Annotated in this window: 13 protein-coding genes; 12 read left to right on the top strand and 1 reads right to left on the bottom strand. The window is 71.6% G+C overall.

Annotated features, from left to right (window positions below):
* The first annotated feature begins 130 nt into the window (after positions 1-130).
* From ACIF80_RS30945 to ACIF80_RS30995, 11 genes are all read left to right on the top strand, one after another.
* Positions 131-1,102, top strand: a complete 972-nt coding sequence (locus ACIF80_RS30945; protein WP_399810626.1) for an ABC transporter substrate-binding protein — start codon at positions 131-133, stop codon at positions 1,100-1,102.
* Positions 1,099-1,947, top strand: a complete 849-nt coding sequence (locus ACIF80_RS30950) for an ABC transporter permease (RefSeq protein WP_399810628.1) — start codon at positions 1,099-1,101, stop codon at positions 1,945-1,947. The genes ACIF80_RS30945 and ACIF80_RS30950 overlap by 4 nt, the downstream gene beginning before the upstream one ends.
* The gene (locus ACIF80_RS30955; RefSeq protein ID WP_399810630.1) at positions 1,944-2,732 is read left to right on the top strand and encodes an ABC transporter permease; all 789 of its coding nucleotides are present in this window, start codon (positions 1,944-1,946) and stop codon (positions 2,730-2,732) included. The genes ACIF80_RS30950 and ACIF80_RS30955 overlap by 4 nt, the downstream gene beginning before the upstream one ends.
* Positions 2,729-3,547, top strand: a complete 819-nt coding sequence (locus ACIF80_RS30960; protein WP_399810632.1) for an ABC transporter ATP-binding protein — start codon at positions 2,729-2,731, stop codon at positions 3,545-3,547. The genes ACIF80_RS30955 and ACIF80_RS30960 overlap by 4 nt, the downstream gene beginning before the upstream one ends.
* A complete protein-coding gene (locus ACIF80_RS30965; protein ID WP_399810634.1) occupies positions 3,540-4,739 on the top strand; it encodes a flavin reductase family protein in 1,200 nt (399 codons plus the stop codon). The genes ACIF80_RS30960 and ACIF80_RS30965 overlap by 8 nt, the downstream gene beginning before the upstream one ends.
* Before the next feature lie 39 nt (positions 4,740-4,778).
* Positions 4,779-5,657 (top strand): VOC family protein, encoded by an 879-nt coding sequence (locus tag ACIF80_RS30970; protein ID WP_399810636.1) that lies wholly within the window; start codon positions 4,779-4,781, stop codon positions 5,655-5,657.
* Between the two features lie 30 nt (positions 5,658-5,687).
* Positions 5,688-6,854, top strand: coding sequence for a hydroxylase (locus tag ACIF80_RS30975; RefSeq protein WP_350848916.1), 1,167 nt, complete (start codon positions 5,688-5,690; stop codon positions 6,852-6,854).
* Positions 6,854-7,744: an alpha/beta fold hydrolase gene (locus tag ACIF80_RS30980; protein ID WP_399810638.1), complete on the top strand. Its 891-nt coding sequence runs from the start codon at positions 6,854-6,856 to the stop codon at positions 7,742-7,744. Before ACIF80_RS30975 ends, ACIF80_RS30980 begins: the two co-directional genes overlap by 1 nt.
* A 70-nt stretch (positions 7,745-7,814) precedes the next feature.
* Positions 7,815-8,675 carry an alpha/beta fold hydrolase gene (locus ACIF80_RS30985; protein WP_399810640.1) on the top strand — a complete coding sequence of 287 codons (861 nt, stop codon included), beginning with the start codon at positions 7,815-7,817 and terminating at the stop codon, positions 8,673-8,675.
* A gap of 167 nt (positions 8,676-8,842) precedes the next feature.
* Complete coding sequence (locus tag ACIF80_RS30990) at positions 8,843-10,306, top strand: 4-hydroxyphenylacetate 3-hydroxylase family protein (protein ID WP_399810642.1); 1,464 nt, start codon at positions 8,843-8,845, stop codon at positions 10,304-10,306.
* A 91-nt stretch (positions 10,307-10,397) separates the two neighbouring features.
* A complete protein-coding gene (locus ACIF80_RS30995) occupies positions 10,398-11,237 on the top strand; it encodes an aldo/keto reductase (protein ID WP_399810643.1) in 840 nt (279 codons plus the stop codon).
* Positions 11,238-11,258: 21 nt separating this feature from the next.
* Here ACIF80_RS30995 and ACIF80_RS31000 read toward each other — a convergent pair whose 3' ends face one another.
* Positions 11,259-11,720: a pyridoxamine 5'-phosphate oxidase family protein gene (locus tag ACIF80_RS31000; protein WP_399810645.1), complete on the bottom strand. Its 462-nt coding sequence runs from the start codon at positions 11,718-11,720 to the stop codon at positions 11,259-11,261.
* A gap of 113 nt (positions 11,721-11,833) precedes the next feature.
* Here ACIF80_RS31000 and ACIF80_RS31005 point away from each other — a divergent pair, with 113 nt between their 5' ends.
* Positions 11,834-12,292 carry a hypothetical protein gene (locus ACIF80_RS31005; protein ID WP_399810647.1) on the top strand — a complete coding sequence of 153 codons (459 nt, stop codon included), beginning with the start codon at positions 11,834-11,836 and terminating at the stop codon, positions 12,290-12,292.
* The last annotated feature ends 5 nt before the right edge of the window (positions 12,293-12,297 follow it).

The following is a 12,297-nucleotide window of genomic DNA, read 5'->3' on the forward strand; positions in this document are numbered from 1 at the left end:
GAGTTGAAATTCCGATTGGTGAGGGATCGGGCCACTCGAGGGCCCCGTTTTGCCACTGTCGTCATGCCCGCCACGGACGCAACTTCCGAACGAGCCGCACTGCCGGGCACGACAGAAGGACTGGACCCTCATGGCTTCCACTCGTTTTCGCGCTCTCGCCGCGACCGCCGTCGCGGCGATGGCCCTGTGTACCGCCTGCTCCTCCGACGGCTCCGGCTCGGACGCGTCGGCCGACGGGCCGCTCAAGCTCGCCGTCTTCGCCTCGCTCAACGGCGTCCCGGCCTTCGCCGCGGACGACGAGGGCGTGTTCGAGAAGCACGACCTGGACGTCGAGATCAGCACGGCGAAGACGTCCACCGAGATGGTCCCGCAGTTGCTCGGCGGCAAGGTGGACCTCGCCCTGCTGGACACCGCCACCTCGCTCGTCGCCGCGGGACAGGGCGTGGACCTGGTCTATGTCGCCGGCGCGACCGACGGCGGCATCCCCGAGGGCCAGGAGAAGTTCAGCTTCGCCAACGTGTGGGTCGAGAAGGACTCCCCGATCAAGTCGCTGGCCGACCTGACCGGCAAGACCGTGGGGGTGCCGCAGATCAAGAGCGCGCCCTGGGTCGACCTGCGCGGTTCCGTCGACGAGGCCGGCGGCGACAGCGCCTCCATCAAGTTCGTCGAGTCCCCGGACACCCTGGCCGCCCTGAAGTCCGGCCAGGTCGACGCGACCACCACGCCCGAGCCGGTGGGCACCGTGGAGCGCGCCAAGGGCGACCTGCGCCCGCTCGGGCCGGTCAACTCCGGCGGCGGCGGGATGGCGTACGTCTGGGTCGCCACCCGGGACTTCGCCGAGGCGAACAAGGAGACCGTCAAGGCCTTCGGCGAAGCGGTGCGCGAGGGCAACACGGTGGTCAACGGTGACCGTGAGCTGCTGGTGAGGACCGCCGCCGAGGTCCTCGAGGCGGACGCCGGCCTCCTGGAGAAGGCGGCGTTCCCGGTCTACGCCGAGGAGCCGCTGACCGCCGAGGACGTCGAGTTCTCGGTCGCGTACATGGACAAGTACGACCTGTTCGAGAAGGGTGCCCCGGACGCCGCGAAGCTGGTCGGGCCGTGACCGGCCCGAAGCCCACGGCGGTGACCGGCACGAAGTCCAAGGCCGTGACCGGTACGAAGCCCACGGCCGCGTCCTTCGGCGTCCGGCGCCTGGCCAACCGGCTGCTGGCGATCCTCGTCGCGCTCGTCGTCTGGTACCTGTTCGCCAGTGGGCCCGGGTCCTCCAGCGGTTTCCCGACTCCGCTGGAGAGCTTCCGGTCCGCGGTCGACCTGGCCGGCACCGGCGTCTACTGGTCGAACATCGCCACCTCGGTCGAGACGGCCCTGCTGGGCCTGGCGCTCGCCGTCCTGGTCGGCGTGCCGGTGGGTCTGCTGATCGGGGCCAACGAGCACGTCCGCCGCAGCACCCAGCTGATCCTCGACTTCGGCCGGACGGTCCCCGCGATCGCGCTGCTGCCGCTGTTCCTGCTGCTCTTCGGCGCGACCCGTGATCTGGGCCTGGTCCTGATCCTGGTCTCGGCGGTCTGGCCGGTCATCATCCAGACGTCCTACGCGGTCGGGGAGATCTCGCCCCAGCTGCGCCGGGTCGCGCGGGCCTACCACCTGACGCGGTGGCACCGGCTGCGTCACCTGATCGCGCCGTCGATGTTCCCGTTCGTCTTCGTCGGCCTGCGGATCGCCGCGACGATCTCCCTGCTGATGGCGATCAGCTCGGAGTTCCTCGGCGGCTCCGACGGTCTCGGCTACGTCCTGCTCCAGGCGATGCAGATCAACGACACCGAGCGGGCGTTCGTGTACTCGTTCACCGCGGCGGTCCTCGGCCTGCTGCTCAACCTGTTCTTCGTGCTGCTGCAGCGCCGCGTGCTGTGGTGGCACCCCTCGGTCCGCAAGGGAGGTGCGGCATGAACCGGACGCTGAAGGTCGCGTCGCTGGTCGCGCGGGAAGTGTGGCTCCCGGTTCTGCTGGTCGCCGCCTGGTGGTGGCTCAGCGCCGGCAGCACCTCGCTGTACTGGCCGGCGCTCTCGGAGATCACCGGCCGTTTCGTCGACCTGTGGTTCTTCGACCACCTGATCGAGGACGCGCTGCCCAGCGTGGTCCGGCTGGCCGCCGGCTTCGGGATCGGGTTCGTCGGCGCCGTGGTCCTCGGCCTGCTGCTCGGCTCCGTCCCGGCGCTGGAGGACGCGACCCGACCGCTGGTGGAGTTCATGCGGGCGCTGCCCAGCGTGGCGCTGCTGCCGATCATGATGCTGCTGCTCGGCACCGACGACGACATGAAGGTGATCACCATCGCCTTCGTCTCCACCTGGCCGATCCTGCTCAACACCGTGGAGGGCGTCCGGTCCGTCGACCCGGTCCTGCACCAGGTCGTGGCCGGCTACCGGCTCAGCACCTGGCACCGGATCCGTTACGTCGTCGTCCCCGCCGCCCTGCCCCAGGTCTTCGCCGGTGCCCGCGTGGCGCTGTCGATGTCGGTGGTGGCGATGGTGCTCACCGAGATGGTCGGCAGCCCGGGCGGGCTCGGCTACTTCGTCCTCGACTCCCAGCGCACGTTCGACATCGTCGCGATGTGGACCGGCCTGATCGTGCTGGGCCTGATCGGCTACGCGGCGAACAAGGCCTTCGGACTCGTCGAGGCCCGGGTGCTGGCCTGGCACCGCGGTTACACCAAGCAGAAGGAGGATCAGCGATGAAGGCACAGACCACCCCGGACACGGACGCTCCGGCCACGGACACGCCGGGCGCCGGCGTCACCGACCCGGTCATGCAGGTCCGCGGGCTCGGCCACAGCTACGGCGAGCGCCAGGTCCTGAAGGACCTGGACTTCGAGGTCGGCCGCGGCGAGCTGATGTGCATCGTCGGACCCTCGGGCGTCGGCAAGACCACGCTCCTGGAGTGCCTGACCGGGCTCCGCCGCCCCAGCGAGGGCCAGGTGCTGTTCGACGGCCTGCGGATCGAGGCGCCGCCGCGCGGTCTGGCCATCGTCTTCCAGGACTACAGCCGGTCGCTGATGCCCTGGCTCAGCGTGCTCGACAACGTCGTACTGCCGCTGCGCTCGGCGGGCGTGACCAAGGCCGAGCGGGACGCGACCGCCCGGGAGGCCCTCGCCGAGGTCGGTCTCTCCGACTTCACCGGCTCCTATCCCTGGCAGCTCTCCGGCGGGATGCAGCAGCGGGTCGCGATCGCGCGGGCGCTGGCCTACCGGCCGGCCGTGGTGGTGATGGACGAGCCGTTCGCCTCGGTGGACGCCCAGACCCGGGCGGACCTGGAGGACCTGCTGCTGCGGGTCCGCGAGCACCTCGGCATCACGGTGCTGCTGGTCACCCACGACATCGACGAGGCCGTCTACCTCTCCGACCGGGTGCTCGCCCTGGGCGGGAAGCCGGCCGGGATCCGGCAACTGCTCACCGTGGACCTTCCCGGCCCGCGCGAGCAGGTCACCACCAAGGCGCTGCCCCGTTTCGCCGAGCTGCGCAGCCAGGTCTACCGTCTGATCCGCAATGTCTGAGCCGACCACGGGCACGGCCCCGGCCGCGATCGACCCGCACCTGTTCCGCGAGGCTCTGGGGCACTACCCGACCGGGGTGGCCCTGATCACCGCGACCCTCGACAGCGGCGAGCAGATCGGGATGGTGGTCGGTACCTTCACCTCGGTCTCGCTGGACCCGCCCCTCGTCGCGTTCCTGCCCGACCGCGGCTCGCGCACCTTCGCCCGGCTGCGGGAGGCGAGCACCTTCTGCGTCAACGTGCTCGCCGCCGACCAGGCCGATCTCGTCACGAGCTGGCGCGGTCCGGAGTCGTTCGCCGGCGTCGAGTGGCGGCCCTCGCCGTCCGGTGCGCCGATCCTCGAGGACTCGGTCGCCTGGATCGACTGCGCCTACCACCAGCTGGTCGACGCCGGTGACCACTACATCGTGCTCGGTGAGGTCCGCTCGCTGGACGTGCAGCGGCCGACGTGTCCGCTGCTCTTCTTCCAGGGCGGCTTCGGCGGCTTCGCGCCCTCGTCGTTCCTGGCCCCGGCCGACCACGACCTGATCCGGGCCGCCCGGCTGAGCGAGGTGGCGATGGAGCCGCTGGCCGCCCTGGCCGCGGAGGAGTCGGCCGACGTCTCGCTGCTCGCGCTGGTCGGCGACCACGACGTGGTGATCGGTACCGAGCGCGGCTCGGCGACCCGCACCTATTTCGAGATCGGCCTGCGGCTGCCGCACCTGCCGCCGACGGGCGCGGTGCACCTCGACCCCCGGGACGAGGCGGCCGTCACCCGCTGGCTCGACCGGCTGCCGCGCAAGGACGCCGCCGCGCGCGAGCGCTGCCGGGAGATCCTGGAGCGGGTGGCCGTCCAGGGCTACTCGCTCAACCTGGTGGGTCACGGCCCGGACCTGGAGACCTGGCAGGACGTCACCCGGTACATCCACGGCGAGCCGACACCGCGCCGTCAGCGCCAGGTGCTCACCATGCACCTGGACCACCTCGACTACTACGAGCCCGACCTCGATCCGGACGGCACCTACGACGTCCGCTCCCTCACGGTGGCGGTGCCGATGGCCGGCGTCCCGCAGCTGGCGGTGAGGATGTCCTTCCCGCCGGGAGGGGCCGACGGCGCGACCGTGGCCCGGTGGGGCGCGCAGGTGCGCGACCGGGCCGCCGAGGTCGCCGACCTGATCCAGATCCGGTTCGGCCAGGACCGTGTGCTGGGCTGAGCCCGCCCACACGCACAGAGAACGATTGCGAGGAGAGACATGACCGCCCGAGTCACCGCCCTGGGTTATCTACAGTTCACGGCCACCGACCTCGACCACTGGCAGGACTTCGGCCAACGGGTGCTCGGGCTGATGGCCGACCGCAGGGGTGACGACCGCCTGCTGTTCCGCGTGGACGAGAAGGCCTACCGGCTCGAGGTGCGCCCCGGCGAGAGGGGCGGCGTGAGCGCGGTCGGCTGGGAGACCAAGGGGCCCGCCGAGCTCGCCGAGCTGGAGGCGCGCCTGGTCGCCGCCGGGTACGAGGTGACCCGGCCGGGCGAGGCGGTGGCCAAGGAGCGGATGGTCTCGGACCTGATCCGGTTCCGTGACCCCGACGACTGCTACGACCACGAGATCTTCTGGGGCCTCGGCACCTCCTCGGCGCGGTTCGCCTCCCCGATCGGCGCGGAGTTCGTCGCCGGGACCGAGGGTCTGGGACACGTACTGCAGGTGGTCTCGGACCGTGCCCGCTACGAGTCGCTCTTCCTCGACGTCCTGGGCTTCCGGCTCTCCGACCACATCGACCTCGCCCCGGACCTTGCAGCAACGTTTCTGCACTGCAACCCCCGCCACCACTCCTTCGCCTTCACCCCGAAGGTGGGGAACCGGCCGCTGGGCGTGGGCCACTTCATGCTCGAGGTCACCGACCTCGACGTGATCGGCCGGGCGATGGAGCACATCGAGGACGAGCCGCACCGGCTGCTGAAGACGTTCGGCCGGCACAGCAACGACCGGATGGTCAGCTTCTACCTGCTGACCCCGTCCGACGTGGGGCTCGAGTTCGGCACCGGCGGCATCAAGATCGACGACGAGACGTGGACGCCCACGCGGTACGACACCGCGCACTTCTGGGGCCACCACTCCGTCGACCACCACTGACCCGACTGCCACACCAGAGAGGAAGGCGCCATGAACGCCGTGCTTGACCGCGTGATGGAACACGCCGAGCTGCTGGAGAGCGACGGACCCGTGTCCGAGGAGCTCGGCCGGGTCAGCGACGAGGTCGCTGCCGTGCTGCGCGAGTCCGGTGTGATCCGGATGCTCCAGCCCCGCGACTTCGGCGGCTTCGAGTCCCACCCGACCGAGTTCCTGCGCACCGCCTACGAGATCGGGCAGCGCAACGGCGCGGCCGGCTGGATCACCGGGGTGGTGGGTGTGCACCCGCACGAGCTCGCCCAGGGCGATCCGCGGATGCAGCGCGAGATCTGGGGCGAGGACCCCGACACCTGGGTGGCCTCGCCGTACGCCCCGATGGGCCGGGCGCGGCCGGTGGAGGGCGGCTACGTCTTCAACGGCCGCTGGCCGTTCTCCTCGGGCACCGACCACTGCCAGTGGGTGATGATCGGCGGCCTGATCACCGACCAGGAGGGCAACGTCACCGACCGGGAGACGATCCACTTCGTCATCCCGCGCAGCGACTACGAGATCCTGCACGAGTCCTGGGACGTCATCGGGCTGCGCGGCACCGGCAGCAAGGACATCGTCGTCAAGGACGCCTTCGTGCCGGAGCACCGGCTGATCCGGACCAACCCGGTCACCGACGGCAGCGCCGGGTCGATCGCGGGCCGGGACGCGCCGCTGTACTCGATGCCGCGCAACGTGGTCTTCTCCGGTGCGGTCACCACGGCGACGATCGCGCTGGCCCAGGGCACCCTGGCCGCGTACGTCAAGTGGACCCGGGAGCGCAGCAGCCGGTTCGGCTCGGCCAGCCGTGACCCGTTCCAGCTGTCCGTGCTGGCTCCGGCGGCCGCCGACATCGACGCCAGCATCGGCCACGTCCTGCACGACATGGACCGGGCGTTCGACATCGTCTCCTCCGGGCGGCTGCTCACCCTGTCCGAGCGTGCCGAGATCCGCCGCAACCAGGTCTCCGCCTCGCACCGCGCGGCCGCGGCCGCCGACGAGATCTTCAAGGTCAGCGGCGGCTCCCAGCTGCACGCGAAGAACCCGATGCAGCGGATGTGGCGGGACTGCCAGAGCGCCCTGCACCACGTGCAGAACTACGCGGGCCCGCTCTACCAGGCCTACGGCATGAACTACTTCGGCGGCGAGATGCCGGCGGCGGTGAAGGTCTGATGACGGCCGGCACCCGCGGACAGCCCGCCCGCGAACCGCTCACCCGCGAGTCCACCTCCCGGTTCGTCACGGTCGGCGGCACCCGCGTCCACTACCACGAGGCGGGCACCGGACCGGAGGTCCTGCTGTGCGTCCACGGCGGGGCGCCCGGGGCGTCCGGCTGGGGCAACTTCGGCACCAACATCGCCGAGCTGTCCCAACGCGCCCGGGTCCTGGTCGTCGACCTGCCCGGCTACGGCCGCTCCGACGCCATCGAGCTGTCCGGCGGCAAGTACCGGCCCTACGCCGACGTGTTCGCCGCGATGCTCTCCGAGCTGGGCGTCGAGCGGGCGAGCGTGATCGGTCTGGCCACCGGCGGCGCGGTCGCGATCGCGATGGCCCTGCACCACGCCGAACGCGTGGACCGCCTGGTCCTGGTCTCCAGCGCCGGCGGTGTCCCCCTGTTCAGCACGATGCCGTCCGAGGGACAGAAGGCGATCCGCTCCTACTACGCGGGCGAGGGCCCGTCGCGGGAGAAGATGCGCGCCTACCTGCGGATGATGATGTCCGACCCCGGGCTGGTCACCGACGAACTCGTCGAGGAGCGGTACCTGGAGTCGGTCGCCGGCGGCGAGGAGCGCCGGGCCGGCGCCGAATCGGCGGGCGTGCCGGCCGAGCCGCTGTGGCAGGAGCTGGGCCGGATCAAGGTGCCGACCTTGATCGTCTGGGGCACCGAAAACCGGGTGCAGGGCTTCGACAACGCCCTCTTCCTGCTCAAGCAGATCCCCGACGCCCAGCTGCACCTGTTCAAGCGCACCGGCCTGTGGGTGCCGTACGAGCGGGCCTCGGAGTTCACCCGGCTGGTCCTCGGCTTCCTCGCCGAGCACCCGGGCGGCCCGGCCGCCGTCTGAGCCCGGCCGCCGCCCCGAGCCCACGAGCCGGTCCGGGCCCGGCCGAGATCCGAGTTCCAAGGAGAAGATGATGACGTACACGAGCGTGTGGTCGGACCTGGCGCAGGTCGAGTTCCGGCAGGGGTACCTGGAGACGGGGCCGTACCGGACCCGGTTCCTGCAGTCGGGCAGCCCGGACAAGCCGCTGCTGCTGATGCTGCACGGGATCACCGGGCACGCCGAGGCGTACGTGCGGAACCTGGCCGCGCACGCGGAGCACTTCAACTGCTACGCGATCGACTTCATCGGCCACGGCTACTCGACCAAGCCCGAGCACCCGCTGGAGATCCCGCACTACCTCGACCAGGTCCAGCGGGTGCTGGACGCGCTGGGCCACGAGAGCGCGTACTTCAGCGGGGAGTCGTTGGGGGGCTGGGTGACCGCGCGGTTCGCGCAGCTGCACCCCGGGCGCACCGAGCGGATCGTGCTCAACACCATGGGGGGCACGATGGCGAACCCCCAGGTGATGGAGCGGCTGCTGACCCTGTCGACGCAGGCCGCCGAGGACCCCTCCTGGGAGCGGGTCAAGGCCCGTCTGGAGTGGCTGATGGCCGACCCGTCGATGGTCACCGACGACCTGATCAGGACCCGGCAGGCGATCTTCGAGCAGCCGGACTGGAAGACGGCCTGCCGGATGAACATGGCGCTGCAGGACCTGGAGACCCGGCGGCGCAACATGCTCACCGACGACGACCTGCGCGCCATCGAGGCGGAGGCGCTGGTCGTGTGGACCACCAAGGACCCGTCGGGTCCGGTGGACGAGGGGCGCCGGATCGCGGACCTGATCCCGCGCGGCCGGCTCGCGGTGATCGAGAACGCGGGCCACTGGCCCCAGTACGAGCAGACCGAGACCTTCGACCGGATCCAGCTCGACTTCCTGCTCGGCCGCTGACCTCCGCCCGGCCTCCGCTCCCCGGCCGGACCGTCACCGCGACGGTCCGGCGGCCGTTCCCTCTGCCCCTGCCCCCCTGCTCCCCTGCGCCGGGGCCCGGGAGCCGGGCCACCACGCCGCGTCCCGCTCGGACGCACTCGCCAAGCCTCAGCACAAGGAGTGACGACATGGGACTTCGTTCGGGCGCCGCGTACCTGGAGGGTCTGAGGGACGGGCGCAGCCTGTACATCAACGGTGAGCGGGTCGACGACGTCACCGCCCACCCCGCCTTCCAGGGCGTGCTCACGACGCTCGCCGGACTCTACGACGCTCAGCTGGACCCGGAGTTCGCCGAGGTCCTGACGGTGCGGGACGACGCGACCGGGGACGCCCACAGCACCACCCTGCTCGAGGCGCGGACCCCCGAGGACGTGCTGGCCAGGCTGCGCTGCGACCGGCTCAGGACCGAGCTGACCTACGGCATGATGGGCCGGCTCCCCGACTTCATGAACGCCTACCTGCTCGACGTCCGAAGCAGCCTCGAGCACGTCGGCAAGCACGAGGAGGCGGCCCGGATGGGCGCGTACCTCGCGCGGCTGCGCCGGGAGGACCTCGCGGTCACCCACACGCTGGTGGACCCGCAGAGCGACCGCTCGACGCAGGACGCCCCGCCGGAGGCGGTGCGGATCGTGGAGCGCCGCGAGGACGGCATCGTGATCCGGGGCGCCCGGCTGCTGTCCACCCTCGCCCCGGTGGCCGACGAGGTCTTCGTCGGCCCGTACGTGCCGCGCCGGCCCGGCCAGGAGGACTACGCCCTGGTCTGCACGCTCCCGCTCGACGCACCCGGCCTCAAGATCGTCTGCCGCCAGGCGTACGACCGCGGGGACGGTCTCTTCGACACCCCGCTGAGCGGCCGGTTCGACGAGGGCGACGCGATCCTCGTCTTCGACGACGTCTTCGTCCCCGAGGACCGGGTCGTCGTCGCCGGTGACCTGGACGCGTACAACAACGTGGTGCGCAACGCGGTCGGTTACGGCCCGCTCCAGGGCGCGGCGCGCAGCACCTCCAAGCTGAAGTTCCTGGCCGGGCTCGCCACCGTGGCCGCGCGGACCACGGGCCGGGCGACCTCGCCGCGCTATCAGGAGGAACTCGGCGAGGTCATGGGCCTGCTGAACGTCGCCGAGGGCATCCTCGACGGCGCCGCGGTCGACCTGAGCCGCCGGATCGGCGAGCGTCGTGACCCCGGGTCGGTACTGCGCGGGCACGGCCGTCCGGGCGAGGAGTCGCGGGTCGGCATCGCGGCGCTGACGTTCTTCTTCCCGCACGCGATCGCCAGGGCGGTCGAGGTGCTCCGGCTGGTCGCGGGCAGCGGTGCGATCGTGATGACCGAGGGCGAGCTGCGGCACGAGGAGATCGGTCACCTCGTGGAGAAGTACGTCCACGGTCCGGGGGTCGGCGCCGAGCGACGCCTCCGGGTCATGCGGATGGTCTGGGACATGACCTGCAGCCCGTTCGCCGCCCGCCAGGCACTCTACGAGCGCTACTACACCGGAGACCCGGTCGTCGGCAGGGTGCTGTTCTTCAACGCGCCGAAGACCCGCGAGGCGGAGGCCCTCGCCGAGCGCCTGCTGGGGACGACGCCCGCGGAGTAGCGTCCGGGGCGCCGGAGGCGTGAAAGACCGGCGCCTCCGGCCGACCGCGCTGCTAGCGTTTCCCCCTGAGCGAGGGGGAGACCGCACTGCGATGACATCGACCGAGTTCCGTATCGGCGGGGATCTGGGAGTACGGCGGCTGGGGTTCGGGGCCATGCACCTGCCGACGGAACCGGGGCCGGCCCGCGAGGGCGCGCTCGCGGTCGCCCGGCGGGCCGTCGAGCTGGGCGTCACGCTCATCGACACCGCGCATCTGTACGGCGGTGGAGCCAACGAGGAACTCCTGGCCGAGGCCCTGCACCCCTACCCGGACGACCTGCTGATCACCACCAAGGTCGGGGTCGCCCGCACCGGCCCCGGAGGCGAGTGGAAGCTCGACGGGCGGCCGGCCCTCCTGCGCGACCAGGTCGACCAGGCCCTGCGGCGGCTGCGCGTGGAGCGGATCGAACTGCTCCAACTGCACCGCATCGATCCCGCCACACCGCTCGCCGACCAGGTGGGCACCCTGCGGGACCTGCGGACCGAGGGAAAGATCGGCAGGATCGGGCTGTCCGAGGTCACCGTCGACGAACTCGGCCGGGCACGGGAGATCGTCGACATCGCGAGCGTGCAGAACCGGTACAGCCTGCTCGACCGTGAGCATGAGCCCGTGCTCGCAGCCTGCGAAGCGGCGGGAATCGCGTTCCTGCCGTGGCGCCCCGTCGCCTGGGGAGAAGCGGGGGCGACGGCCGGGATCGCCGCCGTCGCGGCCGAGCTCGACGCCACCCCCACACAGGTCGCGCTGGCCTGGCTCCTCGGCCACTCACCGGTCGTCCTCCCGATCCCCGGCACCGCCCGGATCGACCACCTGGAGGAGAACGTCGCCGCGGAACGTCTCGAGCTGACCCCGGCCCACCGCGAACGCCTCGACCGTCTGCCCGAAGCGGGATAGGTATCGGTTCCTTCGGTCCGCCTACCCGGCGATGTCGAGCGCGGTTCCGTACAGCCGGTCCACCTTCAGGCGGACGACCACCCGGCGTTCGGCGACCAGCTGCTCCAGGAACGCGGCTTCGTCCTTCGGCTTCGCGGCGTCGGGGACCAGCCCGAGCAGTTCCCGGCCGACCGCGTCGCCGGGGACCGTGGTGACCTCGGAGACCTCCGCCTCGCCCTCCGCGACGGCGAACGACCACACATCGCCGCCCTGCACGTGCAGCGCCGCACGCGGGTCGCGCCGCAGGTGCTTGGGTTTGGCGCGGTCGGCCGTCGTCGAGAACCGCACGACGCGGGTCTCGGGGTCCCAGCGGTAGACCATGGTGGTCAGATGCGGGTGGCCACTGCTCCTGACGGTGGCGAGGGTGCCGAACTGCTGTGTGCCGAGCAGGCGGGAGAGGGCTTCGTCGGACAAGGGGCGTGGCGCCGGGGCATCCTGAGTCATGGAATCGCCAACGCCCCTGACGGCAAGGGGCATTCCCGAGCGGTCGCGGGCGTCGGCCCCCGGCCGTTGCCCCGCCGGGGCGCACGGACGGACGGCCCGTTACGGTCGTGTACATGCAGCCACAGCAGCCGTACCAGGCCCCCGCCCCGCCGTCCCCGCCCGGGTCGCCCGCCGCGTCGGGCCGCAGCCGGGGGCCACTGGTCATCGCTCTGCTGGTCGGACTGGTGGTGGGCGGTGCAGCCGTGGGCGCGGCCTGGGCGCTGACCGGTGACACGTCGGGCACGTCGGGCACGGGCGGCAGCGCCAGGGACGACGCCCGGGGCGCGTGCGACGCGCTGGCCGGCGTGGACGAGTCGAAGTTCTCGGCGAAGGGCAGGGCGGGCGAGCTGGCGATGTACCGCTTCGCGGGCGCCTTCGACCTGGCCGCGGCCGCCGCCGCGGGCGACTCCTCGTACGAGCCGCTCGCGAAGGCCGTCTCCCGGGCGAGCAACCGTCACCGCCAGGTCTTCGAGGTCGACGCCGAGGTGAGGAAGGAGCTGGCGAAGGCCCGCGGGATCTGCGCCGACCTCTGACCTCA

It is taken from the genome of Streptomyces sp. NPDC085927 (assembly GCF_044540975.1).
In the GTDB taxonomy this organism is placed as follows: Bacteria; Actinomycetota; Actinomycetes; order Streptomycetales; family Streptomycetaceae; genus Streptomyces; species Streptomyces hirsutus.